General features: G+C 59.6%; 37 protein-coding genes. 35 read left to right on the top strand and 2 right to left on the bottom strand.

The annotated features are described in order from the left end of the window. Nucleotides 1–63: 63 nt before the first annotated feature. The 5 genes from rpoC to tuf all read left to right on the top strand — a co-directional run bounded on the left by rpoC (nt 64) and on the right by tuf (nt 9,020). Nucleotides 64–4,293: a DNA-directed RNA polymerase subunit beta' gene (rpoC, locus tag ACXAF3_RS15620; protein WP_475113240.1), complete on the top strand. Its 4,230-nt coding sequence runs from the start codon at nt 64–66 to the stop codon at nt 4,291–4,293. Nucleotides 4,294–4,625: 332 nt separating this feature from the next. After that, nucleotides 4,626–5,000: a 30S ribosomal protein S12 gene (gene rpsL / locus ACXAF3_RS15625; RefSeq protein WP_067150990.1), complete on the top strand. Its 375-nt coding sequence runs from the start codon at nt 4,626–4,628 to the stop codon at nt 4,998–5,000. 109 nt (nt 5,001–5,109) lie between these two features. After that, a complete protein-coding gene (rpsG, locus tag ACXAF3_RS15630; RefSeq protein WP_073277984.1) occupies nt 5,110–5,580 on the top strand; it encodes a 30S ribosomal protein S7 in 471 nt (156 codons plus the stop codon). Nucleotides 5,581–5,670: 90 nt separating this feature from the next. Beyond that, nucleotides 5,671–7,776 carry an elongation factor G gene (fusA, locus tag ACXAF3_RS15635; protein ID WP_475113241.1) on the top strand — a complete coding sequence of 702 codons (2,106 nt, stop codon included), beginning with the start codon at nt 5,671–5,673 and terminating at the stop codon, nt 7,774–7,776. A 50-nt stretch (nt 7,777–7,826) separates the two neighbouring features. Beyond that, nucleotides 7,827–9,020: an elongation factor Tu gene (gene tuf / locus ACXAF3_RS15640; RefSeq protein ID WP_475113242.1), complete on the top strand. Its 1,194-nt coding sequence runs from the start codon at nt 7,827–7,829 to the stop codon at nt 9,018–9,020. Between the two features lie 85 nt (nt 9,021–9,105). Here the strand turns inward: tuf and ACXAF3_RS15645 are convergent, their stop codons facing one another. Continuing rightward, a complete protein-coding gene (locus tag ACXAF3_RS15645) occupies nt 9,106–9,582 on the bottom strand; it encodes an aminoacyl-tRNA deacylase (RefSeq protein WP_475113243.1) in 477 nt (158 codons plus the stop codon). Nucleotides 9,583–9,782: 200 nt separating this feature from the next. On the opposite strand from ACXAF3_RS15645, the gene rpsJ reads away from it, so the two are divergent. From rpsJ to ACXAF3_RS15795, 30 genes are all read left to right on the top strand, one after another. Continuing rightward, a complete protein-coding gene (gene rpsJ, locus ACXAF3_RS15650) occupies nt 9,783–10,094 on the top strand; it encodes a 30S ribosomal protein S10 (RefSeq protein ID WP_066967210.1) in 312 nt (103 codons plus the stop codon). Between the two features lie 110 nt (nt 10,095–10,204). Beyond that, entirely contained in the window at nt 10,205–10,840 is a 636-nt protein-coding gene (gene rplC / locus ACXAF3_RS15655) for a 50S ribosomal protein L3 (RefSeq protein ID WP_475113244.1), read from the top strand. An 18-nt stretch (nt 10,841–10,858) separates the two neighbouring features. Then, the gene (gene rplD / locus ACXAF3_RS15660) at nt 10,859–11,473 is read left to right on the top strand and encodes a 50S ribosomal protein L4 (RefSeq protein ID WP_475113245.1); all 615 of its coding nucleotides are present in this window, start codon (nt 10,859–10,861) and stop codon (nt 11,471–11,473) included. Continuing rightward, on the top strand, nt 11,470–11,766 hold the full coding sequence (gene rplW / locus ACXAF3_RS15665) for a 50S ribosomal protein L23 (RefSeq protein ID WP_475113246.1): 297 nt from the start codon (nt 11,470–11,472) through the stop codon (nt 11,764–11,766). Before rplD ends, rplW begins: the two co-directional genes overlap by 4 nt. Before the next feature lie 14 nt (nt 11,767–11,780). After that, complete coding sequence (rplB, locus tag ACXAF3_RS15670) at nt 11,781–12,605, top strand: 50S ribosomal protein L2 (RefSeq protein ID WP_475113247.1); 825 nt, start codon at nt 11,781–11,783, stop codon at nt 12,603–12,605. A gap of 37 nt (nt 12,606–12,642) precedes the next feature. After that, a complete protein-coding gene (rpsS, locus tag ACXAF3_RS15675; RefSeq protein ID WP_020411388.1) occupies nt 12,643–12,921 on the top strand; it encodes a 30S ribosomal protein S19 in 279 nt (92 codons plus the stop codon). Between the two features lie 15 nt (nt 12,922–12,936). Continuing rightward, a complete protein-coding gene (gene rplV / locus ACXAF3_RS15680) occupies nt 12,937–13,269 on the top strand; it encodes a 50S ribosomal protein L22 (protein ID WP_069946925.1) in 333 nt (110 codons plus the stop codon). 19 nt (nt 13,270–13,288) lie between these two features. Continuing rightward, nucleotides 13,289–13,969 (top strand): 30S ribosomal protein S3, encoded by a 681-nt coding sequence (gene rpsC / locus ACXAF3_RS15685; protein ID WP_475113248.1) that lies wholly within the window; start codon nt 13,289–13,291, stop codon nt 13,967–13,969. Between the two features lie 11 nt (nt 13,970–13,980). Continuing rightward, nucleotides 13,981–14,394, top strand: a complete 414-nt coding sequence (rplP, locus tag ACXAF3_RS15690) for a 50S ribosomal protein L16 (RefSeq protein WP_010133841.1) — start codon at nt 13,981–13,983, stop codon at nt 14,392–14,394. Further along, nucleotides 14,394–14,600 carry a 50S ribosomal protein L29 gene (gene rpmC / locus ACXAF3_RS15695; RefSeq protein ID WP_193194837.1) on the top strand — a complete coding sequence of 69 codons (207 nt, stop codon included), beginning with the start codon at nt 14,394–14,396 and terminating at the stop codon, nt 14,598–14,600. Before rplP ends, rpmC begins: the two co-directional genes overlap by 1 nt. Nucleotides 14,601–14,602: 2 nt before the next feature. Further along, complete coding sequence (gene rpsQ, locus ACXAF3_RS15700; RefSeq protein ID WP_475113249.1) at nt 14,603–14,866, top strand: 30S ribosomal protein S17; 264 nt, start codon at nt 14,603–14,605, stop codon at nt 14,864–14,866. Between the two features lie 34 nt (nt 14,867–14,900). After that, nucleotides 14,901–15,269 (top strand): 50S ribosomal protein L14, encoded by a 369-nt coding sequence (rplN, locus tag ACXAF3_RS15705; RefSeq protein WP_067151032.1) that lies wholly within the window; start codon nt 14,901–14,903, stop codon nt 15,267–15,269. A gap of 20 nt (nt 15,270–15,289) precedes the next feature. Then, nucleotides 15,290–15,601 carry a 50S ribosomal protein L24 gene (gene rplX, locus ACXAF3_RS15710; protein WP_475113250.1) on the top strand — a complete coding sequence of 104 codons (312 nt, stop codon included), beginning with the start codon at nt 15,290–15,292 and terminating at the stop codon, nt 15,599–15,601. Between the two features lie 31 nt (nt 15,602–15,632). Continuing rightward, the gene (gene rplE / locus ACXAF3_RS15715) at nt 15,633–16,172 is read left to right on the top strand and encodes a 50S ribosomal protein L5 (RefSeq protein WP_475113251.1); all 540 of its coding nucleotides are present in this window, start codon (nt 15,633–15,635) and stop codon (nt 16,170–16,172) included. A 9-nt stretch (nt 16,173–16,181) separates the two neighbouring features. Next, nucleotides 16,182–16,487 carry a 30S ribosomal protein S14 gene (gene rpsN, locus ACXAF3_RS15720; RefSeq protein WP_091516899.1) on the top strand — a complete coding sequence of 102 codons (306 nt, stop codon included), beginning with the start codon at nt 16,182–16,184 and terminating at the stop codon, nt 16,485–16,487. A 42-nt stretch (nt 16,488–16,529) separates the two neighbouring features. Next, nucleotides 16,530–16,922: a 30S ribosomal protein S8 gene (rpsH, locus tag ACXAF3_RS15725; RefSeq protein ID WP_475113252.1), complete on the top strand. Its 393-nt coding sequence runs from the start codon at nt 16,530–16,532 to the stop codon at nt 16,920–16,922. Between the two features lie 12 nt (nt 16,923–16,934). Further along, nucleotides 16,935–17,468, top strand: a complete 534-nt coding sequence (gene rplF, locus ACXAF3_RS15730) for a 50S ribosomal protein L6 (protein WP_475113253.1) — start codon at nt 16,935–16,937, stop codon at nt 17,466–17,468. A gap of 13 nt (nt 17,469–17,481) precedes the next feature. Continuing rightward, nucleotides 17,482–17,832, top strand: a complete 351-nt coding sequence (gene rplR, locus ACXAF3_RS15735) for a 50S ribosomal protein L18 (protein WP_475113254.1) — start codon at nt 17,482–17,484, stop codon at nt 17,830–17,832. A 10-nt stretch (nt 17,833–17,842) separates the two neighbouring features. After that, the gene (rpsE, locus tag ACXAF3_RS15740; protein WP_067151052.1) at nt 17,843–18,349 is read left to right on the top strand and encodes a 30S ribosomal protein S5; all 507 of its coding nucleotides are present in this window, start codon (nt 17,843–17,845) and stop codon (nt 18,347–18,349) included. A 38-nt stretch (nt 18,350–18,387) separates the two neighbouring features. Continuing rightward, entirely contained in the window at nt 18,388–18,573 is a 186-nt protein-coding gene (gene rpmD, locus ACXAF3_RS15745) for a 50S ribosomal protein L30 (protein WP_475113255.1), read from the top strand. A gap of 1 nt (nt 18,574) precedes the next feature. After that, on the top strand, nt 18,575–19,009 hold the full coding sequence (gene rplO, locus ACXAF3_RS15750) for a 50S ribosomal protein L15 (protein WP_475113256.1): 435 nt from the start codon (nt 18,575–18,577) through the stop codon (nt 19,007–19,009). Between the two features lie 11 nt (nt 19,010–19,020). Further along, on the top strand, nt 19,021–20,367 hold the full coding sequence (gene secY / locus ACXAF3_RS15755) for a preprotein translocase subunit SecY (protein WP_475113257.1): 1,347 nt from the start codon (nt 19,021–19,023) through the stop codon (nt 20,365–20,367). A 41-nt stretch (nt 20,368–20,408) separates the two neighbouring features. Beyond that, nucleotides 20,409–20,525, top strand: coding sequence for a 50S ribosomal protein L36 (gene rpmJ / locus ACXAF3_RS15760; RefSeq protein WP_010133825.1), 117 nt, complete (start codon nt 20,409–20,411; stop codon nt 20,523–20,525). A 410-nt stretch (nt 20,526–20,935) separates the two neighbouring features. Next, entirely contained in the window at nt 20,936–21,292 is a 357-nt protein-coding gene (gene rpsM, locus ACXAF3_RS15765; RefSeq protein WP_475113258.1) for a 30S ribosomal protein S13, read from the top strand. Between the two features lie 71 nt (nt 21,293–21,363). Next, nucleotides 21,364–21,753 carry a 30S ribosomal protein S11 gene (rpsK, locus tag ACXAF3_RS15770; protein ID WP_020411406.1) on the top strand — a complete coding sequence of 130 codons (390 nt, stop codon included), beginning with the start codon at nt 21,364–21,366 and terminating at the stop codon, nt 21,751–21,753. A gap of 15 nt (nt 21,754–21,768) precedes the next feature. Next, nucleotides 21,769–22,389, top strand: coding sequence for a 30S ribosomal protein S4 (rpsD, locus tag ACXAF3_RS15775; RefSeq protein ID WP_475113259.1), 621 nt, complete (start codon nt 21,769–21,771; stop codon nt 22,387–22,389). A gap of 44 nt (nt 22,390–22,433) precedes the next feature. Next, complete coding sequence (locus ACXAF3_RS15780; RefSeq protein WP_475113260.1) at nt 22,434–23,438, top strand: DNA-directed RNA polymerase subunit alpha; 1,005 nt, start codon at nt 22,434–22,436, stop codon at nt 23,436–23,438. Between the two features lie 125 nt (nt 23,439–23,563). After that, the gene (gene rplQ / locus ACXAF3_RS15785; protein ID WP_193194806.1) at nt 23,564–23,959 is read left to right on the top strand and encodes a 50S ribosomal protein L17; all 396 of its coding nucleotides are present in this window, start codon (nt 23,564–23,566) and stop codon (nt 23,957–23,959) included. Between the two features lie 74 nt (nt 23,960–24,033). Then, nucleotides 24,034–24,282: a DUF1315 family protein gene (locus ACXAF3_RS15790; protein WP_475113261.1), complete on the top strand. Its 249-nt coding sequence runs from the start codon at nt 24,034–24,036 to the stop codon at nt 24,280–24,282. A gap of 122 nt (nt 24,283–24,404) precedes the next feature. Further along, complete coding sequence (locus ACXAF3_RS15795) at nt 24,405–25,028, top strand: hypothetical protein (RefSeq protein ID WP_475113262.1); 624 nt, start codon at nt 24,405–24,407, stop codon at nt 25,026–25,028. A gap of 63 nt (nt 25,029–25,091) precedes the next feature. On the opposite strand, the gene ACXAF3_RS15800 is transcribed toward ACXAF3_RS15795, so the two are convergent. Beyond that, nucleotides 25,092–26,546 (bottom strand): pectin acetylesterase-family hydrolase, encoded by a 1,455-nt coding sequence (locus ACXAF3_RS15800; RefSeq protein WP_475113263.1) that lies wholly within the window; start codon nt 26,544–26,546, stop codon nt 25,092–25,094. Nucleotides 26,547–26,706: the final 160 nt, after the last annotated feature.

A 26,706-nucleotide genomic window follows, 5' to 3' on the forward strand; every position in this document is an offset into this window, starting at 1 on the left:
GCCGGCCCGCCCGGCCCAAGATGGTGTAAGCCGGGATGAATACCCCCTAGTGGAGGAAAGGCCTTGAAAGATTTGCTGAACCTGGTGAAAGACCGGGAACACCTGGAAGAATTTGACGCTATCCGTATCGGTCTGGCATCCCCGGACATGATCCGCTCCTGGTCCTACGGCGAGGTGAAGAAGCCGGAGACCATCAATTACCGCACCTTTAAGCCGGAGCGCGAAGGTCTGTTCTGCGCCAAGATTTTCGGTCCGGTGAAGGACTACGAGTGCCTGTGCGGCAAGTACAAGCGCATGAAGCACCGCGGCATCATTTGTGAAAAGTGCGGCGTTGAGGTCACCAAGGCCAAGGTGCGCCGCGAGCGCATGGGCCATATCGAACTGGCCAGCCCGGTTGCGCATATCTGGTTCCTGAAGTCGCTGCCGTCCCGTATCGGCCTGCTGCTGGACATGACCCTGCGTGATATCGAGCGCGTGCTGTATTTCGAATCCTATGTGGTCACCGATCCGGGCATGACCACCCTGGAGCGCGGCCAGCTGCTGAACGACGAGCAGTACTTCGAGGCGATGGAGGAGTTCGCCGACGAGTTCGAGGCCAAGATGGGCGCGGAAGCCATCCAGGAGCTGATGCGCGATATCGACCTGCCGGCGGAAATCCAGCGCCTGCGCGAGGAGATCCCGGCCACCAACTCCGAGACCAAGATCAAGAAGCTGTCCAAGCGCCTGAAGCTGCTGGAGGCCTTCTACAAGTCCGGCAACAATCCGGAGTGGATGATCATGGAGGCGCTGCCGGTGCTGCCGCCGGATCTGCGCCCGCTGGTACCTCTGGACGGCGGTCGCTTTGCGACCTCCGATCTGAACGATCTGTACCGCCGGGTGATCAACCGCAACAACCGCCTGAAGCGCCTGCTCGAGCTGAACGCGCCGGACATTATCGTGCGCAACGAAAAGCGCATGCTGCAGGAATCCGTGGACGCGCTGCTGGACAACGGCCGCCGCGGCCGCGCCATCACCGGCTCCAACAAGCGCCCGCTGAAGTCCCTGGCCGACATGATCAAGGGCAAGCAGGGCCGCTTCCGCCAGAACCTGCTCGGTAAGCGCGTCGACTACTCCGGCCGTTCCGTAATCGTGGTGGGCCCGACCCTGCGCCTGCACCAGTGCGGCCTGCCGAAGAAGATGGCCCTGGAGCTGTTCAAGCCGTTCATCTTCGGCAAGCTGGAATCCCGCGGCCTGGCCACCACCATCAAGGCGGCCAAGAAAATGGTCGAGCGCGAAGAGGCGGTGGTTTGGGATATCCTCGACGAGGTGATCCGCGAGCACCCGGTACTGCTGAACCGCGCCCCGACCCTGCACCGCCTGGGTATCCAGGCGTTCGAACCGGTGCTGATCGAAGGCAAGGCGATCCAGCTGCACCCGCTGGTGTGTGCGGCCTACAACGCCGACTTCGACGGTGACCAGATGGCGGTACACGTACCGCTGACCATCGAGGCGCAGCTGGAATCCCGCGCGCTGATGATGTCCACCAACAACATCCTGTCGCCGGCCAACGGCGAGCCGATCATCGTGCCGTCCCAGGACGTGGTACTGGGTCTGTACTGGATGACCCGCGAGCGTATCAACGACAAGGGCGAGGGCATGTTCTTCTCCGATATCAAGGAGGTGAGCCGCGCCTACTACGCCAAGCAGGTGGGCCTGCAGGCGAAAGTCAAGGTGCGCATCCGCGAAGTGGAAATCGGGGATGACGGCGAGAAGCAGGAGAAGCGCACCATTTACGACACCACCGTCGGCCGCGCGCTGCTGTGGAACATAGTCCCGGAAGGCCTGCCTTTCGAGATGGTCAACCAGCCGATGAAGAAGAAGGCCATCTCGCGCATTCTGAACGAGTGTTACCGCAAGGTGGGCCTGAAGGCGACGGTGATTTTCGCCGACCAGCTGATGTACACCGGTTTCGATTTCTCCACCAAGTCCGGTTCCTCCATCGGTGTGAACGACTTCGAGATCCCGGCGGCCAAGGCCGAGCTGATCGCCGCCGCGGAAGCGGAAGTGAAAGAGATCGAGAGCCAGTTTGCCTCCGGTCTCGTGACCGCCGGCGAGAAGTACAACAAGGTCATCGACGTCTGGTCGCGCACCAACGACAAGGTGACCCAGGCGATGATGGCCGGTATCCGGAAGGAGAAGGTGATCGACCGCGACGGCAACGAGACTGAGCAGGACTCCTTCAACTCCGTGTACATGTACGCGGACTCCGGCGCCCGGGGTAGTGAGGCGCAGATTCGCCAGCTGGCCGGTATGCGCGGCCTGATGGCGCGTCCGGACGGCTCCATTATCGAGAACGCGATTACCGCGAACTTCCGCGAGGGGCTCTCGGTACTGCAGTACTTTATCTCCACCCACGGCGCCCGTAAGGGTCTGGCGGATACCGCCCTGAAGACCGCGAACTCCGGTTACCTGACCCGCCGCCTGGTGGACGTGGCCCAGGACGTGGTAATCACCGAAGTGGATTGCGGCACCGACGCCGGCCTGACCATGGCGCCGGTGATCGAGGGCGGCGACGTGATCGAGTCCCTCGGCGACCGCATCCTCGGTCGCGTGGTGGCGCGGGACGTGCTGAAGCCGGGCAGCGACGAGATCGCCGTGTCCGCGGGCACCATGATCGACGAGGCCTGGGTCGAGCGTATCGAGGCCATGGGTATCGACGAGGTGGTGGTGCGCTCTCCGATCACCTGTGAGACAGCGCACGGTATCTGTGCCCAGTGTTACGGCCGCGATCTGGCCCGCGGTCACCGCGCCAACCCGGGTGAATCCGTGGGCGTGGTTGCGGCCCAGTCCATCGGTGAACCGGGCACCCAGTTGACCATGCGTACCTTCCACATCGGCGGTGCGGCGAGCCGCGCGTCAGCGGCGGACAGCATCCAGGTGAAGCAGCCGGGTACTGTGCGCCTGCACAACGTGAAGACGGTCAAGACCGAGAGTGGCAACCTGGTGGCGGTGTCCCGTTCCGGTGAACTTGCGGTCGCCGACAGCGCCGGCCGCGAGCGCGAGCGCTACAAGCTGCCCTACGGTGCCACCATCAATGTGGCCGAAGGCGCGGAAGTGGAAGGCGGCCAGGTCGTGGCCAAGTGGGACCCGCACACTCACCCGATCATCACCGAAGTGGCCGGCTGGGTGAAGCTGTCCGGTATGGAAGAGGGACTGTCGATCCGCAAGCAGACCGACGAGATTACCGGTCTGACCTCCATCGAGGTGATCGATCCGGCCGAGCGCCCGGCGGCAGGCAAGGATCTGCGTCCGGCGGTGACCCTGGTGGACGAGAACGGCGAGGAACTGACCCTGGCCAACAGCAACGCACCGGCGCACTATGCGCTGCCGCCGCGCGCCATCCTGAGCCTGAAGGACGGCGACAAGGTCAGCGTGGGCGACGTTATCGCGCGTATTCCGCAGGAATCCGGCGGTACCAAGGACATCACCGGTGGTCTGCCGCGGGTTGCCGACCTGTTCGAGGCGCGCAAGCCGAAGGAGCCGGCCATCCTGGCGGAGATCTCCGGTACCGTGTCCTTCGGCAAGGAGACCAAGGGCAAGGTGCGCCTGCAGATTACCCCGCAGGACGGCAAGCCGCTGCCGAATGGCAAGGATCACTACGAGGTGCTGATTCCGAAGCACCGCCAGCTGACCGTGTTCGAGGGCGAGACGGTGGAGAAGGGCGAGGTCATCTCCGACGGCCCCTCCAATCCGCACGATATCCTGCGCCTGAAGGGCGTCGAAGAGCTGGCGCGCTACATCACCAATGAGATCCAGGAGGTCTACCGCCTCCAGGGCGTGGGCATCAACGACAAGCACATCGAAGTGATCGTGCGTCAGATGCTACGCAAGGTGGAGATCCTGGAGATGGGCGACTCCGAGTTCATCAAGGGCGACCAGGTGGAGTACCAGCGGGTCATCGAAGAGAACGAGCGCCTGCGCGCCGAGGGCAAGCAGCCGGCCCAGTTCGAGCGCCTGCTGCTGGGTATCACCAAGGCGTCCCTGGCCACCGAGTCCTTCCTGTCCGCGGCCTCCTTCCAGGAGACCACCCGCGTGCTGACCGAGGCGGCGGTGACCGGCAAGGAAGACAACCTGCGCGGCCTGAAGGAGAACGTCGTGGTGGGTCGCCTGATACCGGCCGGTACCGGCCTGGCATACCACGCCGAGCGCAAGCGCAAGCGCAGCCTGCAGATGGAAGAGGGCTTCGGCGAAGGTCCGTCCGCCGCAGAGGTGGAAGCGGCCCTGACCGAGGCTCTGAAGTCCTCCGGGGAGTAATAGTTCTCCGGAGTTCGTGCCCGGGCTCCCCTCTCCCGCTTGCGGGAGAGGGGCCGGGGGAGAGGGGAGTGCCGGAATCGGCCGCCGTGGCGGCCCTGCTACCGGTGCCTTCGCATCGAGTTCAGCGCTTTCTCTCGGGCTGAGCATGGATTGGCACGAAGGTTAGTACTTACTTCCGCTGCCAATTGACTAGGCGGGCCGCCGCCTATAGAATGCGGCCCCCGCTTATGTGGGGTGCTCTGCCCGGCCTTTATGTCATGGCCAGCGGGGCACACAGACGACTGGGCCCCCGCTCTCGAGGTGGGGGCGTTTTATTTTTGGAGTGATTTTTAATGGCAACGATCAACCAGTTGGTTCGTAAGCCGAGAAAACGCAAAGTCGAAAAAAGCGACGTTCCCGCTCTGCAGGCCAGCCCGCAGCGTCGTGGAGTTTGCACTCGCGTGTACACCACTACACCGAAGAAGCCGAACTCCGCACTGCGCAAGGTTTGCCGTGTGCGTCTGACCAATGGTTACGAAGTGACTTCGTACATCGGCGGTGAGGGCCACAACCTGCAGGAGCACAGCGTGGTGCTGATTCGCGGCGGTCGTGTAAAGGACCTGCCGGGTGTGCGCTACCACACTGTACGCGGTGCACTGGACTGTGCCGGCGTAAACGATCGCAAGCAGGGCCGTTCCAAGTACGGCGCCAAGCGTCCTAAAGGTTAATCCTTAGACTTTATTGCGTTTCGGTTTCCAACCGGAGTAAGGCTGAGCTCGCCGATGAGTATTTGAGTTACGGCGGCGTCTCAGAGTAACCCTGAAGAGAGGCAATCCCATGCCAAGAAGACGAGTAGTCGCCAAGCGCGAAGTGCTGCCCGATCCCAAGTTCGGGAACGTCACCCTCGCCAAGTTCATGAACCACGTCATGATCAGCGGCAAGAAATCTGTTGCAGAGCGTATCGTTTACGGTGCTCTGGACATGGTTTCAGAAAAACTGAACAAAGACCCGATCGAAGTTTTCGAAGAGTCCCTGGAAAATATCGCGCCGATGGTGGAAGTGAAATCCCGCCGCGTTGGTGGTGCGACTTACCAGGTGCCGGTAGAAGTGCGTCCCTCGCGCCGCATGGCACTGGCAATGCGTTGGCTGGTGGAGTTCTCCCGCAAGCGCGGTGAGAAATCCATGGCTCAGCGCCTGGCCAACGAGATGATCGACGCTTCCCAGAACAAGGGCGGCGCGGTCAAGAAGCGTGAAGACGTACACCGTATGGCGGAAGCCAACAAGGCGTTCTCTCACTACCGCTTCTAAGTCTGATGAATACCCACATCGGAAATTAATACCGAAAGGCAGCGCGAAAATTTTCGGGCTGCCTTTTGCCGTTATATCGAGGATACAACTGTGGCACGTAAAACGCCTATCGCACGCTATCGCAATATCGGTATCTGCGCCCACGTAGATGCCGGTAAAACCACTACTACCGAGCGCGTACTCTTCTACACTGGTCTGTCCCACAAAATCGGTGAGGTGCACGAAGGCGCCGCCACCATGGACTGGATGGAGCAGGAGCAGGAGCGCGGTATCACCATTACTTCTGCGGCGACCACCTGCTTCTGGGCCGGTATGCAGCAGCAGTTCGATCAGCACCGCATCAACATCATCGACACCCCCGGGCACGTCGACTTCACCATCGAAGTAGAGCGCTCCCTGCGTGTACTCGACGGTGCGGTTGTTGTTCTGTGTGGTTCCTCCGGTGTGCAGCCGCAGACCGAAACCGTTTGGCGTCAGGCCAACAAGTACGAAGTGCCGCGCATGGTGTTCGTCAACAAGATGGACCGCGCCGGTGCCAACTTCCGCAACGTGGTCAAGCAGCTGAAAGATCGCCTGAACGCGAATGCCGTTCCGCTGCAGATGACCATCGGTGCCGAGGACGAGTTCAAGGGCGTCGTCGATCTGGTCAAGATGAAGGCCATCATCTGGAACGACGAAGACCAGGGCATGAGCTTCACCTACGAGGACATCCCCGCAGATCTGGTGGACGAGTGCAACGAAATGCGCGAGTTCCTGGTGGAGGCGGCTGCGGAAGCCAACGAAGAGCTGATGGACAAGTACCTGGAAGGGGGCGAGCTGTCCGAGGAAGAGATCAAGGCGGCCATTCGTCAGCGCACTCTGGCCAACGAAATCGTACCGGTTCTGGGCGGCTCCGCTTTCAAGAACAAGGGTGTTCAGGCCGTGCTGGATGCGGTGATCGAATACCTGCCGGCGCCGACCGAAGTGCGGGCGATCGAGGGTACGCTGGAAGACGGCGAGACCGTCGAGTCTCGCGAAGCCGACGACGACGCGCCTTTCGCCGCGCTGGCGTTCAAAATCGCCACCGACCCCTTCGTCGGTACTCTGACCTTCTTCCGCGTTTACTCCGGTAAGTTGGAGAGCGGTACTTCCGTGTACAACTCCGTGAAGATGAAGAAAGAGCGGGTCGGCCGTATGGTGCAGATGCACGCCAACGACCGCAAAGAGATCAAGGAAGTGCTGGCGGGCGATATCGCCGCGGCCATCGGCCTGAAAGACGTGACCACCGGTGACACCCTGTGTGACGAGAACCACAAGATCGTACTCGAGCGCATGGAGTTCCCGGAGCCGGTAATCTCCGTGGCGGTGGAGCCGAAGTCCAAGGCGGACCAGGAGAAGATGGGTATCGCGCTGGGCAAGCTGGCCCAGGAAGACCCGTCTTTCCGTGTGAAGACCGACGAAGAGACCGGCCAGACCATCATCTCCGGTATGGGTGAGCTGCACCTGGACATCATCGTCGACCGTATGCGCCGCGAGTTCAACGTGGAGGCCAATATCGGTAAGCCGCAGGTGGCCTACCGCGAGACCATCCGCAACACTGCCGAGATCGAAGGCAAATTCGTTCGTCAGTCCGGTGGTCGCGGTCAGTACGGTCACGTGTGGATCCGCTTCGAGCCGGCCGAGGACGAGTCCCAGGACGGCCTGGAGTTCGTCAACGAAATCGTGGGCGGTGTGGTACCGAAGGAATACATCCCGGCGGTACAGAAGGGTATCGAAGAGCAGATGCAGAACGGTGTGCTGGCGGGCTACCCGCTGCTGGGCCTGAAGGCGACTCTGTACGACGGTTCCTACCACGATGTGGACTCCAACGAAATGGCGTTTAAAATCGCCGGTTCCATGGCGACCAAGCAGCTGGCCCAGAAGGGCGGTGCGGTACTGCTGGAGCCGATCATGAAGGTGGAAGTGGTAACCCCGGAAGAGAACATGGGTGACGTGGTCGGCGACCTGAACCGCCGTCGCGGCCTGATCCAGGGTATGGACGACAGCCCGTCCGGCAAGGTCGTGAATGCGGAAGTGCCGCTGGCGGAAATGTTCGGTTACGCGACCGATCTGCGCTCCGCCACTCAGGGCCGCGCCACCTACACCATGGAGTTCCTGAAGTACGCTGAGGCGCCGAAGAACGTCGCCGATGAAATCATCGCGAAAACCAAAGCCTGATTTTCTCAAGGTTTAATCTTTCACATTCTTTTAGCTAGAGGACATCTAAGATGGCAAAAGAAAAGTTTGAACGTTCCAAGCCCCACGTAAACGTGGGCACCATCGGTCACGTTGACCACGGCAAGACCACCCTGACCGCTGCCCTGACCCGCGTCTGCGCGGAAGTCTGGGGTGGAGAGGCCGTTGCCTTCGACGGTATCGACAACGCACCGGAAGAGCGTGAGCGCGGTATCACCATTGCCACCTCCCACGTTGAATACGAGTCCCCGACCCGTCACTACGCCCACGTTGACTGCCCGGGACACGCCGACTACGTGAAGAACATGATCACCGGTGCCGCCCAGATGGACGGCGCTATCCTGGTCTGCTCCGCTGCTGACGGCCCCATGCCGCAGACCCGCGAGCACATCCTGCTGTCCCGTCAGGTAGGTGTACCCTACATCGTGGTATTCCTGAACAAGGCCGACATGGTCGACGACGAAGAGCTGCTGGAACTGGTTGAGATGGAGGTGCGCGAACTTCTGGATCAGTACGAGTTCCCGGGCGACGACACCCCGATCATCGTCGGTTCCGCTCTGATGGCCCTGAACGGCGAAGACGACAACGAGCTGGGTACCACCGCTGTCAAGAAGCTGGTAGAGACCCTGGACGAGTACATCCCGGAGCCGGAGCGCGCTATCGACCAGCCGTTCCTGATGCCGATCGAAGACGTATTCTCCATCTCCGGTCGCGGTACCGTGGTAACCGGCCGTGTGGAGCGCGGTGTCCTGAAGACCGGCGACGAAATCGAAATCGTCGGTATCCGCGAAACCACTTCCACCACCTGTACCGGTGTGGAAATGTTCCGCAAGCTGCTGGACGAAGGTCGTGCCGGCGAGAACATCGGCGCCCTGCTGCGCGGCACCAAGCGCGACGAAGTGGAGCGTGGTCAGGTACTGGCCAAGCCGGGTTCCATCACTCCGCACACCAAGTTTGAGGCGGAAGTGTACGTGCTGTCCAAGGACGAAGGTGGTCGTCACACCCCGTTCTTCAAAGGCTACCGTCCGCAGTTCTACTTCCGTACCACCGACGTGACCGGTGCGGTTGAGCTGCCGGAAGGCACCGAGATGGTAATGCCGGGCGACAATGTTCAGATGAAAGTCGAGCTGATCGCCCCGATCGCGATGGAAGAAGGTCTGCGCTTCGCGATCCGCGAAGGCGGTCGTACCGTCGGCGCTGGCGTTGTAGCCAAGATCATCGAGTAATCCCTACTCCTGATCCGAGCGGAAAAGCCGCAGCGGAAACGCTGCGGCTTTTTTTGTGTCGGCGCTATTCCCCGGGCGCGCCGGTCTAGGGCCAGTCCTTGCTCAGGTCGCAACTGCGACTGCCGGACATCATCTTGGCGAAGCGCGCGCCGTCCATCTCCACCAGTTCTTCGTGGTCGCCGGCTTCGAAATAGACGGTGTCGCAGCGCTTCAGGCTGTTGTCCAGCAGCGTGGTGATCCCGTAGGCCTGGCCGATCGGGGGCAGGGCGCCGAGTTCGCAGTCGGGGAAGACGCGCCCCAGCTCGTCCTCGGGTACCATTTCCAGCCGATTGCGGCCGGTCTCCTCATGCACCGCGCGCATATCGAGGCTGCTGCTGGCGGGGATTACCGCCATCACATACCCCTGTTCGTCCTTCATCAGGATGGCCTTGGCCACCTGGTCTTCACGCACATGGGCGGCGTGGGCGCTCTCGCGACTGGTGTGGCTGTGTGGGTGCTGGACCAACTGGTAGTCGACCGACTGGTCGCGCAAATACTGACTCACTCTCGCGGCAATAGTCATTGTTCAACCCTCTTTCCGCTGCCGGTACCCAATTGTAGTTTCGCCGCGCGCCTTTTCGCGCCACCGCCGGGCGGTGAATATTTATCCCGCTCTCAGCTTGACAGGCTCGCGCGCCACCCGTAGAATTCGCGCTCCTTTTCGCCCGCCCTCGGGGTTGCGTAAAAGGACGTTCTTTAGCTTTAAACCTGGAGTTTGATTCCATGCAGGGTCAACGCATCCGAATTCGCCTGAAGGCGTTCGATCACAAGCTGATCGACACGTCTACCCAGGAGATCGTCGAGACGGCCAAGCGCACTGGTGCGCAGGTTCGCGGCCCCATTCCGCTGCCGACTCGCAAAGAGAAGTACACCGTGCTGATCTCCCCGCACGTTAACAAAGACGCGCGTGACCAGTACGAGATCCGTACCCACAAGCGCTTGCTGGACATCGTTGAGCCCACCGAGAAAACCGTCGACGCGCTGATGAAGCTCGATCTGGCGGCCGGTGTTGAGGTTCAGATCAGTCTCGGCTAACGCTTTAAATTAACTACCGAATCCCGGGCGAAAAAGGTCCGGGTAGTGTAACGCTCTGAAACTGGGCGGCCGCAGTGGGTTAAAGCCCCGTGCACTGAGAGGTTGAAAAGATGACTATAGGTATTGTCGGCCGCAAGAGCGGCATGACTCGCATCTTCACTGAGGATGGCGCATCCATTCCGGTTACCGTTATCGAGGTAGCTCCGAATCGCGTCACCCAGGTGAAAACTGTGGAAACTGACGGCTACGCCGCGGTTCAGGTAACCGTCGGCAAGCGCAAGGCTTCCCGTGTCTCCAAGCCCCTAGCGGGCCACTTCGCCAAGGCCAATGTAGAGGCTGGCACTGCACTCTTCGAGCTGCGCACTGACGGTTCTGAAGAGACTTTCGAAATCGGTTCCGAAATCACTGTTTCCGGCTTCGAGGCTGGTCAGAAGATCGACGTGACCGGCACTTCCAAGGGTAAAGGCTTTCAGGGCGGTGTTAAGCGCTGGAACTTCCGCACCCAGGACGCAACCCACGGCAACTCCCTGTCCCACCGCGCTCCCGGTTCTATCGGCCAGTGCCAGACCCCAGGTCGCGTGTGGAAAGGCAAGAAGATGGCCGGTCACATGGGTGCCGAGCGCGTAACCGTGCAGAACCTGGAAGTGGTTCGTGTCGACGCCGAGCGCAACCTGCTGCTGGTCAAGGGTGCCGTTCCCGGTGCGCCCGGCGGCAACGTTATCGTTCGTCCGGCAGTAAAAGCCTAAGTCTGAGGGGAAATAGATATGGAACTGAATATCGCTACTCCCGAAGGCGCTAAAGGCACTGTAGCTGTCTCTGAAGTGACTTTCGGTCGTGAGTTCAATCAAGATCTGGTGCACCAGGCGGTTGTGGCCTACATGGCCGGCGCCCGTCAGGGTACCAAGGCGCAGAAGAATCGCTCTGATGTTTCCGGTGGTGGCAAGAAGCCCTGGCGCCAGAAGGGTACTGGCCGCGCCCGCGCCGGTACCATCCGCAGCCCGCTGTGGCGTTCCGGTGGCGTAACCTTCGCCGCTGAGCCGCGCGATCACAGCGTCAAGCTGAACAAGAAGATGTACCGCGCTGCGCTGCGCTGCATTCTGTCCGAGCTGGCCCGTCAGGAGCGCCTGGTCGTAGTCGAGTCCTTCGACGTGGACGCGCCCAAGACCAAGCAGCTGGTGAGCAAGCTGGCTCAGTTCGATCTGTCCGACGCGCTGATCGTGACCGAAGAGGTGAGTGAGAATCTCTACCTGGCTGCGCGCAATCTGCACAAGATCGACGTGCGCGACGTGCAGGGCATTGATCCGGTAAGCCTGATTCGCTTTGACAAGGTCGTGGTTACCGTTTCTGCGCTCAAGAAAATTGAAGAGGTGCTGGGATGAACCAAGAGCGACTCTACAAAGTACTGCTGGGCCCGGTAATTTCCGAAAAAGCTGCTGTATTGGCGGATTCCGCCAACCAGGTGGTTTTCAAGGTAACCACCGACGCCGAAAAAGCCGAGATCAAGGCCGCGGTAGAAAAGCTGTTCAATGTTTCCGTTGAGCAGGTTCGCACCGTGAACGTAAAGGGCAAGACCAAGCGTACCCGCTACGGCATCGGCCGTCGCAACGACTGGAAAAAAGCCTACGTTCGCCTGGCCGAAGGCAGCGACATCAACTTTGAAGCTGCTGAGTAAAGGGGACAGTTACAATGGCAATTGTAAAAGCAAAGCCGACCTCTGCCGGCCGTCGCCACCTGGTCAAGGTTGTTAACCCCGACCTGCACAAGGGTGCGCCCTACGCGCCTCTGGTAGAGAGCAAGAGCAAAAGCGGTGGCCGCAACAACGCCGGTCGCATCACTACCCGTCACATCGGTGGCGGTCACAAGCAGCACTACCGCCTGATCGATTTCAAGCGCAACAAGGACGGTATTCCGGCCAAGGTTGAGCGCCTGGAGTACGATCCGAACCGCAGTGCGCACATCGCTCTGATCTGCTACGCAGACGGTGAGCGTCGCTACATCATCGCGCCCAAGGGCCTGAAGGCCGGTGCTACCGTGCAGTCCGGCGATGCCGCGCCGATCGTTGTGGGCAACACCCTGCCGTTGCGCAATATTCCGGTGGGCTCCGTCATTCACGGCGTCGAGCTGAAGCCGGGTAAGGGTGCTCAGTTGGCCCGCTCCGCCGGAGCTTCTGTGCAGCTGGTGGCCCGTGAAGGTCAGTACGCGACCATCCGCCTGCGTTCCGGTGAGATGCGCAAGGTTTTGTCCGAGTGCCGCGCCACCCTGGGCGAAGTGAGCAACTCCGAGCACAGCCTGCGCAAGCTGGGTAAAGCTGGTGCCAAGCGCTGGCGCGGTGTTCGTCCGACCGTTCGCGGCGTGGCGATGAACCCGGTGGATCACCCGCACGGTGGTGGTGAAGGTCGCACTTCCGGTGGCCGTCACCCGGTAACCCCGTGGGGCATTCCGACCAAGGGCAAGAAAACGCGCAAGAACAAGCGCACCGATAAGATGATTGTACGTCGCCGCGGCAAATAAGCCGCGCGATGTCTGAGCAGCTAGAGAGGAATCGACAGTGCCACGCTCACTAAAGAAAGGTCCCTTCATTGATCTGCACCTGATCAAGAAGGTGGAGGCGGCGATTGAAGCCAATGATCGTCGACCGATTAAAACCTGGTCCCGCCGTTCCATGATTATGCCGGAAATGGTTGGACTGACGATTGCCGTGCACAACGGTCGTCAACACGTGCCCGTACTGGTCAACGAAGAAATGGTTGGCCACAAGCTGGGCGAGTTCGCCGCTACCCGCACCTACCGCGGTCATGCTGCGGACAAGAAAGCGAAGAAGCGCTAAGCCGAGGTTATAACGATGGAAGTAGCAGCAAAACTACGCGGCGCTCGTCTGTCGGCGCAAAAGGCGCGACTGGTAGCTGATCAGATTCGCGGCAAAGGCGTTGAAGAGGCCCTGGATATCCTGGCGTTCAGCCAGAAGAAGGGCGCGGCGATCGTCAAAAAGGTTCTGGAGTCGGCCATCGCCAACGCCGAGCACAACGAAGGTGCCGACGTTGACGAGCTGAAGGTTTCCACGATTTTCGTGGATGAAGGTATGACCATGAAGCGCATCAAGCCGCGCGCCAAGGGTCGTGCCGACCGCATTCTTAAGCGTACTTGTCACATCACTGTGAAAGTGGCCGAGAAATAAGAGAGCAGGCGAGAAAACCATGGGACAAAAAGTACATCCTACCGGCATTCGTCTGGGTATCGTTAAAAAGCATACCTCCGTCTGGTATGCCGGCAGCGACGAGTACGCAGACAAGCTGTACACGGATCTGAAAGTTCGCGAGTACATTCGCAAGAAGTTGGCCCACGCTTCCGTGAGCCGTATCGAGATCGAGCGCCCGGCGAACACCGCGCGTGTGACTATTCACACCGCCCGCCCCGGTATCGTGATCGGTAAAAAAGGTGAAGACGTAGAGCGTCTGCGCAACGAAGTCAGCGCGCAGATGGGCGTGCCGGTGCACATCGACATCGAAGAAGTGCGCAAGCCGGACATGGACGCCGCTCTGGTGGCCCAGAACGTCGCCCAGCAGCTGGAGCGCCGCGTGATGTTCCGTCGCGCCATGAAGCGCGCGGTGCAGAACGCCATGCGTCAGGGTGCCGAAGGTATCAAGATTCAGGTAAGTGGCCGTCTCGGCGGTGCGGAAATCGCACGTACCGAGTGGTACCGCGAAGGTCGTGTGCCGTTGCACACCCTGCGCGCGAACATCGACTACGCCACCGCTGAAGCCATGACCACCTACGGCATCATCGGTATCAAGGTCTGGATCTTCAAAGGCGAAGTCATCGGTGACGAAATTCCCGATGAGAAGCCGGCGAAGACCCGCAAGAAAGCTGCTAAATAAGGGGTACGCAGATGCTGCAACCAAAGCGTACAAAATTCCGCAAGGTACAGAAGGGTCGCAATCGCGGTCTTTCCCAGCGGGGCTCTAAAGTGAGCTTTGGCGAGTTCGGCCTCAAGGCCATCGGTCGCGGTCGCATTACTGCGCGCCAGATCGAAGCGGCTCGTCGTGCAATGACTCGTCACGTCAAGCGTGGCGGCAAGATCTGGATTCGCGTGTTTCCGGACAAGCCCATTACCAACAAGCCCCTCGAAGTTCGTATGGGTAAAGGTAAAGGTGGCGTTGAATACTGGGTGGCTCAGATCCAGCCGGGCAAGGTCCTCTACGAGATGGAGGGTGTGTCCGAGGAACTGGCTCGCGAGGCTTTCGAGCTCGCCGCGGCCAAGCTGCCTGTAAAGACAACTTTCGTTAAGCGTTCGGTGATGTAATGAAGACTGCAGATCTACGCGAAAAGTCAGTTGAAGAGCTGAACCAGGAATTGCTGAATCAGCTCGAGGCTCAGTTTAAGCTTCGCATGCAAAAGTCCACCGGTCAGCTGACACAGACTCATCTGCTGAAGCAGACTCGTCGCGACATTGCTCGCATTAAGACGGTGTTGACCCAAAAGGCGGCACAAGAGAGCGCAGGTAACTAATCATGGCAGAAGCAAAACTGAAGCGTACTCTGACCGGCAAGGTTGTGAGTGACAAGATGGATAAAACCATCACCGTTTTGATCGAGCGCCGTGTTAAGCACCCGATCTACGGCAAAATTGTGAGCAAGTCCACCAAACTCAAGGCGCACGACGAGAACAACGAGTGCAGCATCGGTGATGTTGTAACTATCGAAGAGTCTCGTCCGCTGTCCAAGAGCAAGACCTGGTCTTTGCAGAAAATAGTAGAGCGTGCGGCGAAGGTTTAACCCCTAGCGCATTGAAGAGTTTCGGAGAGAGACGATGATTCAAGCGGAATCCTACTTAGAAGTAGCTGACAACAGTGGGGCTCGCCGCGTCATGTGCATCAAGGTGCTGGGCGGCTCCCATCGTCGTTATGCCGGCGTGGGCGACATTATCAAGGTGACCGTTAAGGAAGCCATTCCCCGCGGTAAGGTAAAGAAAGGTCAGGTGATGAACGCCGTTGTGGTCCGCACCAAGAAAGGTGTGCGTCGTGCAGACGGTTCCCTGATCAAATTTGACGATAACGCAGCGGTGCTGCTGAACCAGCAATTGGCGCCGGTCGGCACCCGTATTTTTGGCCCGGTAACTCGCGAGCTGCGCGGTGAGAAGTTCATGAAGATCATCTCGCTGGCACCGGAAGTTATCTAAGCCACTAGCGGAGAAGAGTTATGCGCAAGATCAAGCGTGACGACGAAGTGATCGTTATCGCCGGTCGCGATAAAGGCAAGCGCGGTACAGTACGCAAGGTACTGAACGACGGTCGCCTGATCGTTTCCGGTGTACAGATGGTCAAAAAACATCAGAAGCCGAACCCCCAGCTGGGTATTGCCGGTGGCATCGTTGAGAAGGAAGCTGCTATCGACGCTTCCAACGTGGCCATCTTCAACCCCAACACACAAAAGGCTGACCGGGTGGGCTTTAAAGTACTGGAAGACGGCACTAAGATTCGCGTCTTCAAATCCAGCGGCGAAGCCATCTAAGGCTTTAGGCGCAGAAGCAGGTTGGTAGATCATGGCAAAGCTTAAAGAGCTCTACACGAAAGAACTCGCGCCCAAGCTGAAAGAAGAGCTGGGGCTCGACAATGTGATGGCAGTGCCGCGCATCACCAAGATCACCATCAACATGGGTGTTGGTGAGGCTATTGGTGATAAGAAGGTGCTGGAGCACGCCGTCAATGACATGACGGCCATTACTGGTCAAAAACCCATTATCACCAAGGCGCGCAAGTCTATTGCGGGCTTTAAGATCCGCGATGGCTGGCCGATCGGCTGCAAGGTGACTCTGCGCGGCGAGCGCATGTACGAGTTCCTGGAGCGTCTGATTGACATCGCGATTCCGCGTATCCGCGACTTCCGTGGCATCAGCCCGAAGCAGTTTGACGGCCGCGGCAACTTCTCTATGGGTGTGACCGAACAAATCATCTTCCCGGAAATCGACTACGACAAAGTAGACAAGCTCCGCGGTCTGGATATTTGTATTACTACTACGGCGGCTAACGATGACCAAGGTCGCGCGCTGCTGAAAGCGTTTAACTTCCCGTTCAAGGGTTAAGAGGATTCCATGGCGAAGAAATCCATGATTGCGCGCGAGAACAAGCGCGCTCGAACCGCAGCTAAGTACGCTGAAAAGCGTCAAGAGCTGAAGGCGATCATCGCCAGTACCACTGCTTCCGAAGAGGAGAAGTGGGAGGCTCAACTCAAGCTGCAGAAACTGCCGCGCGATGCAAGCCCGGTACGTCAGCAACGCCGCTGCCGTATCACTGGTCGCCCCCACGCTGTTTACCGCAAGTTCGGCCTGTGCCGTAACAAGCTGCGCGAAGCGGCCATGCGTGGTGATGTGCCCGGCCTGGTCAAGTCCAGCTGGTAATTAACCCGGCCGGAAATAGGCAGATTTGAGGAGTCTCAGAAAATGAGTATGCAAGATCCGTTGGCAGATATGCTGACCCGCATCCGCAATGCCCTGGCGCGCGGAAAGGCGGAAGTCGCTCTGCCTTCATCCAAACTGAAAGTGGCGGTAGCCAAGGTCCTGAAAGACGAAGGTTACATCACTGACTACACCGTAAGCGAAGGCGCCAAGCCGGAACTGACCATTGCCTTGAAATATTTCCAGGGCAAGCCGGTTATCGCCGAGCTGGACCGCGTGTCCCGTCCGGGCCTGCGCGCTTACACTGGCAAGAAAACTCTGCCGACCGTACGCGGCGGCCTGGGCATTGCGATCGTATCCACCTCCAAGGGTGTGATGACCGACCGCGCTGCGCGTCAGGCCGGTGTCGGTGGCGAAGTGCTCTGCACCGTATTCTAAGCGGGGGTCGATATGTCTCGAGTAGCAAATAATCCGGTAGTTATCCCCGCTGGCGTTACCGTGAACCTCTCAGGTCAGGACATCGCCGTCAAGGGCGGTAACGGTAACCTGAGTATGGTTGTTCACAGCGACGTAGAAGTAAGTCAGGCGGACAGCCAGCTCACTTTCGCCGCGCGTAACAACTCCAAGCAGGCCAAGGCGCTGGCAGGTACTACCCGCGCACTGGTCAACAACATGGTGGTAGGCGTCAGCCAGGGCTTCGAGAAGAAGCTCCAGCTGCTGGGTGTTGGTTACCGCGCCAAGGCGTCCGGTAAGACCGTCAACCTGACCCTGGGCTTCTCCCACCCGATCGATTATCAGCTGCCGGAAGGTGTGACTGCGGAAACGCCGTCCCAGACTGAAATCGTACTGAAGAGCAGCAACAAGCAGCTGCTGGGCCAAGTGGCCGCCGAGATCCGCGCATTCCGTCCGCCGGAGCCCTATAAAGGTAAGGGTGTCCGTTACGCCGATGAGCGCGTGTATCGCAAAGAGGCCAAGAAGAAGTAAGTAGGGCATAGATATGAACGTTAAAAAAGCATCTCGCTTGCGTCGTGCACGTCGTGCCCGCGCCAAGATCCGCGAGCTCGGCGCCGTTCGCCTGACCGTGAACCGCACGCCGCGTCACATTTACGCACAGATCCTGTCTGCCGAAGGCAACAAGGTACTGGCCTCCGCCTCTACCCTGGACAAGGACCTGCGCGCAGGTAAAACCGGTAACGTCGAAGCCGCTACCGCGGTTGGCAAGTTGATCGCTGAGCGCGCCAAGGCCGCCGGCGTTGAAAAGGTTGCCTTCGATCGCAGCGGTTTTAAATACCACGGCCGCGTCAAGGCTCTGGCTGACGCTGCCCGCGAAGCCGGTCTGAAATTCTAAGGGTTGAGTTATGGCTAGAGAGAAAGACAAAAGCAACGACGAAGGCCTGCAGGAAAAGCTGGTCCAGGTCAATCGCGTTGCCAAGACTGTTAAAGGTGGCCGCATCTTCGCCTTTACCGCACTGACCGTAGTGGGCGATGGCAACGGCCGCGTCGGCTTCGGCCGCGGCAAGGCGCGCGAAGTACCGGTTGCCATCCAGAAGGCGATGGAAGCTGCGCGCCGCAACATGATCCAGGTAGAGCTGAACGGTGACACCATTCAGTACGCTACCAACGGCCGCCACGGCGGTTCCAAGGTATACATGCAGCCCGCTTCCCAGGGTACCGGCGTTATCGCCGGCGGTGCGATGCGCTCCGTACTGGAAATGGCCGGCGTACACAACGTACTGGCCAAGTGCTACGGCTCCACCAATCCGGTGAACGTGGTACGCGCGACTTTCAGTGCACTGGCGCAGATGCAGAGCCCGGAAGACGTCGCGGCCAAGCGCGGCAAATCAGTCGAAGAAATCCTGGGCTAATTGCGGCTCGGACTAAAGGTTAATGGTGGGTTAAGACCATGGCTAAGAAGACCATTAAAGTCACCCAGACCAAGAGCATCCACGGACGCCTGAAAAATCATCAGGCGTGCGTTGCCGGTCTGGGCCTGCGCCGCATCGGTCATACCGTAGAAGTGGAAGACACTCCGGCGGTGCGCGGCATGATCAACAAAGTAAGTTATATGGTTAAGGTTGAGGGGGAATAAGATGCGTTTGAACGAACTGTCTCCCGCAGAAGGCCACAAGCAAAGCGCCAAGCGCGTTGGTCGTGGTATCGGCAGTGGCCTGGGTAAGACCTGTGGCCGCGGTCACAAGGGCCAGAAATCGCGCTCCGGCGGCAAGGTTCGTCCGGGCTTCGAAGGCGGTCAGATGCCGCTGCAGAAGCGCCTGCCGAAGTACGGCTTCACCGCGCGTGTTTCCCGCTATGTGGCGGAAGTGCGCCTGGCGGAGCTGGCCAAGGTGGATGCGGACGTAATTGATTTGGCAGCGCTGAAGAATGCCGATATTATCGGCAACCACATTAAACGCGCCAAAGTGTTCCTGTCCGGCGAACTGACCAAAGCGGTAACCGTGAAGGGTCTGGGCGTCACCAAGGGTGCGAAAGCAGCCATCGAAGCTGCTGGCGGTAAAGTAGAAGACTAATCGAGGCCCCAATGGCACGACCAGGATCCGGTGTAAATCCCCTGGGCAACAGCAAGGGATTGGGCGAGCTTTGGGCTCGCCTTCGTTTTCTGTTCCTGGCGATACTCGTGTATCGCGTCGGAACGCATATTCCGGTGCCCGGTATAGACCCGGAAAAGCTGTCGAACCTGTTTAACCAGAACCAGGGCACCATCCTGGGGCTGTTCAACATGTTCTCCGGCGGTGCCCTGGAGCGCATGAGTATCCTGGCGCTGGGTATCATGCCCTACATCTCCGCGTCCATCATCATGCAGTTGATGACCGCGGTAACGCCCTCTCTGGAAGCTCTGAAGAAAGAGGGGGACGCCGGGCGGCGCAAGATCAACCAGTACACCCGTTACCTGACGGTGGTGCTGGCCCTGATCCAGGGAATCGGCATGACCTTTGGTCTGGCCGGTCAGAACCTGGCCTATTCGGCGGAACCGGCATTTGGCTTCTACTTCGTGGCGGTGACGTCACTGGTGACCGGTGCGGTGTTCATGATGTGGCTGGGTGAGCAGATTACCGAGCGCGGTGTCGGCAACGGTATCTCGATGCTGATCTTCGCCGGTATCGTCGCCGGACTGCCGAGTGCCATCGGCCAGGCGTTCGAACAGGCGCGCCAGGGCGAGCTGCACATTCTGCTGCTATTGGCGATCGGGTTCGTGGCTGTGGCCGTGGTGTACTTCGTGGTCGTGATGGAGCGCGGCCAGCGCCGCATCACCATCAACCACGCGCGTCGCCAGGCGGGCCGCTACTCCGCGGCGCCGGCGGCACAATCCAGCCACCTGCCGCTGAAGGTGAATATGGCCGGTGTGATTCCGGTGATCTTCGCCAGCAGTATCCTGCTGTTCCCGGCCACCCTGGCACAGTGGTTCGGCCAGGGCGGAGAGGGTATCGGTGCGCAGATACTGCAGTGGATGGCGCTGCAGCTGGGTCCGGGCCAGCCGCTGAACATCATTTTGTTCGCACTGTTGATCGGTTTCTTCTGCTTCTTCTACACCGCGTTGATGTTCAACCCGAATGAAGTGGCAGATAACCTGAAAAAATCCGGCGCCTATGTGCCCGGCATCCGCCCCGGTGAGCAGACCGCGCGCTATATCGACAGCGTGCTGACCCGTCTGACCCTGGTGGGCGCCGTGTACATTGCCGCGGTTTCCCTGCTGCCGCAGTTCCTGGTAGTGGGTTTGAATATTCCCTTCTATCTGGGAGGCACCTCACTGCTGATCGTTGTGGTGGTAGTGATGGACTTCATGGCACAGGTGCAGTCGCATCTGCTGTCGCACCAGTACGAAGGCTTGATGAAAAAAGCGAACCTGCAAAGCTACGGTCGTCGCTAGTGCGTCACCTGCTCGCAGTCAGATTGAATTGAGGTAAGGTCATGAAAGTACGCGCTTCTGTTAAAAAGATCTGCCGTAACTGCAAAATCGTACGTCGCAAAGGTGTTCTGCGGGTGATCTGCAGCGCCGAGCCGCGTCACAAGCAGCGGCAGGGCTAAATCGCGCAATTGTGCAGCACCGCTGCGTGCGCGATCTAGTGACCGGCCATGGATGGCCGGGCCGGCGTCCGCCCCAGGGAGGGCTGCCAGCGACGCCGCTTCGTTCGTGAAAGAATCGGCCGGATAGCACAGCCCCGTGTTATCCGGCAACACCGCAGCCCCTCCCGGGCGCGCGGTGGAGACCGGGAGGTCAAGCCGCCCGGTCTCAAATTGGGGGCGTTGACTGTCGTCCGCATCCTCTTCGGGCTGCCGTAGAGGGCGTGGGCTATTGCAATTTAGTGTCTGAAAAGCTATTCTTGCGCGCCTTTTTGGTGGCGCCGCCGGTTTTTTAGTCGCTGTCAGCGCCGAATTCAAAGCAGAGCCACGCGTTTATGCGCAGTAGTGGCTCCCAATACGTGGAGTATGCCTCTATGGCACGTATTGCTGGTGTCAATGTACCAGACCACAAGCACGCCGTGATCTCCCTGACCCACATCTACGGGGTTGGTCGCACCACGGCTAAGTCTATTTTGGCAGCGGTTGGTATCGCTGAATCCACCAAAATCCGCGACCTGTCTGAAGAGCAGCTCGAGTCCATCCGCGGTGAAGTCGCCAAGCTGACCGTCGAGGGCGACCTGCGCCGTGAAGTATCCATGAACATCAAGCGTCTGATGGACCTGGGTTGCTTCCGCGGTCTGCGCCACCGTCGCAGCCTGCCGCTGCGTGGTCAGCGCACCAAGACCAACGCCCGCACCCGCAAGGGTCCGCGCAAGCCGATTCGCAAATAAGACGAATTCGCGGTTTAACAAGCCCGACCTCCGATCGAGGCGGGATTTGATACAGGATTTAGGATACAGGTATGGCTAAGCCAAAGACTACTGTTCGCAAAAAGGTCAAAAAGACCGTTGTCGACGGTATTGCCCACATCCACGCATCGTTCAACAACACGATCGTAACGATCACTGATCGTCAGGGTAATACCCTCAGCTGGGCCACCGCAGGTGGTTCCGGTTTCCGTGGCTCCCGCAAGAGCACCCCGTTTGCAGCCCAGGTTGCCGCCGAGCGCGCAGGTACTGCCGCTCAGGAATACGGCCTGAAAAACCTCGACGTAGAAGTGAAGGGCCCCGGCCCCGGCCGCGAATCCGCTGTTCGCGCGCTGAACAACTGCGGCTACAAGATCACCAACATCACCGACGTGACGCCGATCCCGCATAATGGTTGTCGTCCGCCCAAGAAACGTCGCGTGTAAGAGGGGGCTGACAAAATGGCACGTTATATTGGACCGAAATGTAAGCTTTCCCGTCGGGAAGGTACCGATCTGCAGCTGAAGAGTGGCGTTCGCCCGCACGATTCCAAGTGCCGCGCGGAATCCAAGCCCGGTCAGCACGGCGCCGGCCGCGGCCGCCTGTCTGACTACGGCGTTCAGCTGCGCGAAAAGCAAAAAGTTCGCCGCATCTACGGCGTACTGGAAAAGCAGTTCCGCAACTACTATAAGGAAGCGGCGCGCCTGAAGGGCGCCACGGGTGAAAACCTGCTGCAACTGCTGGAAAAACGCCTGGACAACGTGGTTTACCGCATGGGCTTTGGCTCCACCCGCGCCGAAGCGCGCCAGCTGGTATCCCACAAGGCGATCCTGGTAAACGGCAGCACCGTGAACATCCCCTCTTATCAGGTAAAGGAAGGCGATGTGATTGCTGTGCGCGAGAAGGCCAAGAAGCAGCTGCGTATCCAGAATTCCGTTTCCCTCGCCGCCCAGCGTGGCGATGTCGAGTGGGTAGACGTCAACGCGAGCAAGCTGGAAGGCACTTTCAAGCGCGTTCCGGATCGTGTGGATCTGCCGGCAGAGATCAACGAAAACCTTATTGTGGAACTCTACTCCAAGTAAGACCTAGTCCACTTTAAGGAATGCAACTGTAAACAGGTATGGCTATGCAGACTGCTGTCAACGAGTTTTTGACACCTCGTCGTATTGACGTCACCGAGTACAACCCGAACCACGCCAAAGTGGTTCTGGAGCCCCTGGAGCGTGGTTTCGGCCACACTCTGGGCAATGCCCTGCGTCGCATCCTGCTGTCCTCCATGCCGGGCTGCGCCGTCACCGAAGTCGAAATCGACGGTGTTGAGCACGAGTACAGCGCGATCGAAGGTGTGCAGGAAGATGTAATCGAAATCCTGCTCAACCTGAAGGAGATCGCTGTTGTCATGCACGGCAAGGATCAGGCGGTTCTGAGCCTGAGCAAGAAGGGCCCGGGTGCGGTGACCGCAGGCGATATTCAGGTGGATCACGATATCGAGATCGTCAATCCCGAGCATGTGATCGCCAATATCACCGGCGACGTGGAGCTCAACCTGCGTCTGACTGTGGCGCGCGGCCGCGGCTACCAGCCCGCCGACGCCCGTCGTGACGAAGAGGAAGAAACCCGTGCCATCGGCCGTCTGCAGCTGGATGCTTCCTACAGCCCGGTTCGCCGTGTTGCCTACAGCGTGGAGTCCGCGCGGGTTGAACAGCGCACCGACCTGGACAAGCTGGTTCTGGATCTGGAGACCAACGGGACTCTGGATCCGGAAGAGGCCATCCGCCGAGCCGCCACCATCCTCCAGCAGCAGCTGGCCGTGTTTGTGGACCTGGAGCACGACAAGGAAGCTCCGGCGGCGAAGGAAGAGCCGGAAGTCGATCCGGTGCTGCTGCGCCCGGTGGACGACCTGGAGCTGACCGTACGTTCGGCCAACTGTCTGAAGGCAGAAAACATCTACTACATCGGCGACCTGATTCAGCGTACCGAAGTAGAGCTGCTGAAGACCCCGAACCTGGGCAAGAAGTCCCTGACCGAGATCAAGGATGTGCTGGCTTCCCGCGGTCTGTCCCTCGGCATGCGCCTGGAGAACTGGCCGCCGGCCAGCCTCAAGGGCGACAGCAAGCTGAGCCCCCTGTAAGCAGATTGATTTGGTAGGCGCGGCTCCGGCCGCGTATAGAAAGAACCCGAGCGGTGCCACGACTTACGCGACACCGCTCCAGAACGACTTGCTGAGACAGCAACAAAGTCGTAAGGAATTGAGTCATGCGTCATCGCTATAGTGGCCGTAAATTCAGCCGTACCAGCGCTCACCGCAAGGCCATGTTCAAGAACATGACCGCCTCTCTGGTGGAGCACGAACTGATCAAAACCACACTGCCGAAAGCCAAGGAGCTGCGCCGCGTCGCGGAGCCGCTGATCACCCTGGCCAAGAAGGACAGTGTCGCCAACCGCCGTCTGGCTTTCGCCCGTATCCGCGACAAGGATGCCGTGCGCAAGCTGTTCGACGAGCTGGGTCCGCGTTACGAGGCCCGTCCGGGCGGTTATATCCGCATCCTGAAGTGCGGTTTCCGCGCCGGCGACAAGGCCCCAATGGCCTACGTAGAACTGGTGGATCGTCCCCAGGTTGAAGGCGACGAGGCCGAAGCCGCCGAGGCGTAAGCCCCGACAGCTCAGTGCAAAGGAAGGCCGGTCTGTGACCGGCCTTTTTTGTATAGCAATCCCAGGTGTCTGCCATGTCCTTCGAAGAGTTACTCAACAACCTGAATCCACAGATTATCGGCAGTCTCAAGCGCGCCATCGAACTGGGTAAATGGCCCAACGGTGTCGCGCTGACAGACCAGCAGCGCCGCCTGTGTGCGGAGGCGGTCGCCAACTGGGAGAGGCGCAATCTGCCGGCTGAGGCCCAGGTTGGCTATGTGCCGCCAAAGAAGACGCCCTGCGCCGACAAGCGCGACGAAGAGCAGAGGCTCAACTGGGTTTAGCGGCGCGGCCCGCAGTCGCGGGCCTCTGCCGCCTTCGCACCTCTACAAAACAAGGCGGGCTTGCCGAGCCGCTCGCACCCGTTACACTGTTTCCGTCACTCTCAATAACGGAAGCGGCAACAATGAATAATAAAATCCGGCTGTCTGTTGTTATTGCCCTGACCCTGGGCGCAAGCATCGCCGCCTGGCGCTATCTCTCCCCTTCACCACTAGAACGCGCAGAAAATCCGCTGACGGTCACTCCCGCCGATACACCGCAGGAGGAGGATCTCCCTGTGCCGGATCGGGAGGCGTTGGCGAGTCTGTTATCCGATTCGCGAGTGCAGACCTACTTCGCGCGGCAAAAGGACAAGCGGGCGCTGTCGGATTACTTTGCCGAGGGAGGCGGCGAGCTCACAGACGAGGAGGCCTGGGAACTGATCGAGTCCGTCGAAAAGGAGGGGCGCATGATGGCCTATGAGGCCATGGCGCTGAAACTGGCCTGGCTCGAGCGCAACAGCACAAGCAAGGCCGAGTTCGATGCGGCGGCACAGGCGCTGGTGGGGGAATACCGCCAGAGATCGTCAGTGAGTGCGCAGGCGTACGACCCCTACGAGGATGTGCCCGGCTTCGCCGAGTACAAGGAGGAGGAAAAGCGCATAGTGCGGGAGGTGCAGCAGATGACCTCTTTCCCCGACGGTATGAGCCGGCAGGAATATCTGCGCAAGCGGCTGCAGGAGGCGCGCGAAAGGGCTTACGGTTCCTGACCTTGGGCAGCGAGAAGAGCGCGGCACTGCAGCGCTCTTCTGTTTGAGACGCTTGATTACCGCCTATAGCAGCCCGTCCACAAGGTCGTAGAACCAGTTGTGATTGTTCTCGTAATCCGACACCTGATCCGACTCGTAGGCCCGCATCATGGCGCCGCCGCGGTAGTTGACGATATTGTCCAGGAAGTCGCGCAATACCAGCCCGTGCTCGGCAATCTCGCCGTATTCCAGGTCGAGAATCGTGGTGCAGTGGCTTTCATTGAAGTCGCGGTACATCGGGAAATAGTAGCCCCAGTTGCTGGTCTGCTCGAGCAGGGGAATCAGGTTGTTGTGGGTGTCGTGCTGCCACTTCTGCCGCAACTTGTCCAGGCGCGATTCCGGGTCCGGGTCATTGTAGATATCCCCGTGGAAGCGCTCGTAGGAATAGGAGGAGAAGTTACCGTCGGCGAGGAAGTGGGTAATCCCCAGGCGGTCGTTGGGGAATTTGTTGGACAGTGCGCCGTAGAGTGAGGCCAGCTCGTTGCTGTCAAACCCGGGTGTGATACTGGCGAGCATATTGATCGGGTTGACTGCACCGGGATCGCCGCCGGGAGTGTAGCTGGTCCAGGACTCCAGTACCTCCCTGTGCAGGGGCACCGACGGATAGGCGGCGCTGTCGCTGCTGTCCAGGGGCGCCCGGTAGAGCGGGCCGGAATCATCGATCAGGTAGCCGTAATCCACGTTCATATCGCCGCGCAGCTTGGAGTAGTTCAACAGTGCGCCGATACTGCCGGCACTGCACCCCGCCGCCAGCATCTGTTTTGGCTTTTGCAGATTGTTCTTGACCCAGGATGTCACCGCCTGCACATTGCGCAGGCCGTTGTGGTGCCAGATCAGATCCGGGTTCTGACCCGTGGGGTCCTCGTAGATTTCTGTCTTGTCCCCCACATAGATATCACCGGTGCAGTAGGGCACATAGACAATATTCCACTCCCCGGTCTTGTAGCGGTTGTAGGGGTGCCAGGTGTAGATCAGCGGAGATACTGCCGCCGTGGCCAGGTTGGCTGTGTTCTGGAAATCCAGCAGGTTGATATTCTGTACATAGTCGTCGGGAATACCGTTGGGATTGCGCGCGCCGCGAATACCCGCCTGGCCGGAACAGCTTTCGTAATCCCAGCAGGCGCCGCCGCCCTCGAAATAAAAAATGGTATTGCTGGTATCCGGAACCCGGTAGACGAAAAACTTGTAGGGCGAGCCGTTGCCGCACATGGCGCCGGTACTGGCCGGCACGTCGACCTTCTGCCAGTTGTCGTAATTGCCCGGGTCGAAGCCATCGTTAAAATTCGGATCGTCCAGGCTCAGTGGATACATGCCCTGCGCCTGTTCCGGCGTGACCGGAGCATTGGCGTCGGGTGGGTCGAACAGGTTGACGAGGGTGGTCCAGAAGCCGTAATCGCCGGGTTCGGCCTGCGCGTTGCCGGAAAATATCAGTGAGCCGGCAACCAGCGCCAGCGACGTTTGACGGAGGGCTTTTATCATTATTAATCCCCTTGCGTTGATTGGAGTCTTCTCTATGGACTGCGCCAAATTGATAACGCAAAGCCGTACCGCAGGGGACCGCGATAAAAACTTACTCCCTTTCTCGACCAATTCAATTTGGACGCCCGTCCAAATCGTTATTTGGCTAAAACGCCCAGAG

It is taken from the genome of Microbulbifer sp. ABF4_143 (assembly GCF_056160225.1).